The sequence below is a fragment of the Roseisalinus antarcticus genome (genome assembly GCF_900172355.1).
Lineage (GTDB): Bacteria > Pseudomonadota > Alphaproteobacteria > Rhodobacterales > Rhodobacteraceae > Oceanicola > Oceanicola antarcticus_A.
This window is the reverse complement of sequence record NZ_FWFZ01000114.1, coordinates 1-1,615: the sequence shown is the minus strand read 5'-3', so window position 1 is coordinate 1,615 and position 1,615 is coordinate 1. Positions and strand designations below refer to the sequence as shown.

General features: G+C 50.2%; 1 protein-coding gene and 1 pseudogene. One reads left to right on the top strand and one right to left on the bottom strand.

The genetic code is table 11. From position 1 onward, the window contains the following. Positions 1 to 378 precede the first annotated feature (378 nt). Positions 379 to 1,263 (bottom strand): LysR family transcriptional regulator, encoded by an 885-nt coding sequence (locus tag ROA7023_RS23460; RefSeq protein ID WP_159458655.1) that lies wholly within the window; start codon positions 1,261 to 1,263, stop codon positions 379 to 381. Between the two features lie 147 nt (positions 1,264 to 1,410). Between ROA7023_RS23460 and ROA7023_RS24275 the strand changes: the two are divergent. After that, positions 1,411 to 1,615: pseudogene (locus tag ROA7023_RS24275) on the top strand (cytochrome P460 family protein); the annotation flags it as partial.

Sequence of the window (1,615 nt, the reverse complement as noted above, 5' to 3'; positions counted from 1 at the left end):
AGGGCAGTTTCTTGACAATAAAGTCGGTCATCTGAGCTCACCTGCAGGGTTAATCTCAGATGAAGGCTAAGTGCTTTACCTCAATAGGTAAATCAACAAATGTCGACTGCGAAGTCACCGATTCAGGTATGTGTTTTCACATGAAGCCGCAGCTAAGACATGCATAGTGTTGGAGGAATTGCAAAGCGGCTTTGCAGACAAAATCGTCACAATGGTACTGCCCTTCGACCACTTCAAACCGTCCCTAGAACAATTTCACGATTACTACCAAACGAACAAAAAAAGGCCATTTTGAAAGACCTATATCGACCCAAAGCTTGCGAAAATCAGGCGTCAATTTGGAAATTACTACGCTTCTGCTAGGACGAACCCGTCCAACTAAGCTTTAGATTTCCAGTCAAACCTGCGCAGCGCTGAGAGCAGGGAGCGCAAATGCACGGTGTCCTCTCGACCAAACGGAGCGGCAAGAGAAACGGTACGTCGTAGTGCTGCTGCTCCAATCGGACGGGTTTCCAGGCCTTCGACAATCACCGATCCGATGGGCAAGATGGTGACACCCAAGCCGCCACGAGCCAGTGTCTGAATCCAGTCTTCACGCTCGCTGCGTGCCGCAAATTGGATTTCGTGGCCCACCTGTGCGCTCTCGGTCATAAAAGTGTCCCGAAATTCGCAATTCAGCCGGTCCAGATAAGGTTCCTGCATGATCTGTTCGAGGTCCACGGTGTTGAGCCTTGAAAAGCGGTGCTCTGGCGAAAAAGCAACCACCATGTCTTCCTTAAAAAGTTCAGTGTATTTGAATCTGGGCTCGTTCGATAATGGGGCTCCAACAAGCGCGCAATCGACGTAGCCGCTCAGCAGCATATCCCCAATCTTGTCACGATCCGCATTGCGCAGGACAATCTCCACCTCGGGATGTTTCTTGCGCCACTGCTGAAGGAATGCGCAAAATCGACTTGGTCCGATGGTACACATGACCGCTATCTGAATCTGTGGCATGTCCCCATTGACGAGCCTTTTTGCAGCCAGTTCGGCCTGTAACGTTATTGCATCAACTTTTTGAAGCTGTTCATGCATCAACCGACCCAGATGCGTCAGGTGCGTCTTGAGCCCTTCGCGGCGGATCAAAGGGCCGCCTATTTCATCTTCGAGTTTTCTGATGGCCTTGGATAATGCCGGTTGAGACAAGCCAAGCTGACGAGCCGCTTCCGAAAAATTGAGCGTCTCGCAAAACGCGACGAAATATCTGATGCGGCGGATGTCCATTTTCATTGTCTCCGTGAGTAGCTTTGACCAGCAAGGAATACGGTATTTTGCCATTCCCGATAGTTACTAAAACCATAACTGATCGGCGAGGTCAAAGCTGATATGATGGGGGTTCAGAATATCGATAATAAAACAGGATGGCTCGTTATGAAGAGAATTTCGATTGCAATGACCTTAACACTTATTGCCGGAGCAGCTATTGCTCAGAACATCAACGGCCCAACGTATAACGACGCAGGGGCCGTCAACTCGCCAACCGATTGGCGGCAATGGATTTTTGTTGGCGCGCCGTTGACGCCAAACGCGCTCAACGGGGGCGAGGCCGCCTTCCCTGAGTTCCATAACGTTTATG

Coding starts and splice junctions, on each gene's coding strand:
- ROA7023_RS23460 (WP_159458655.1), bottom strand. CDS start 1,263: ATGGACATCCGCCGCATCAGATATTTCGTCGCGTTTTGCGAGACGCTC.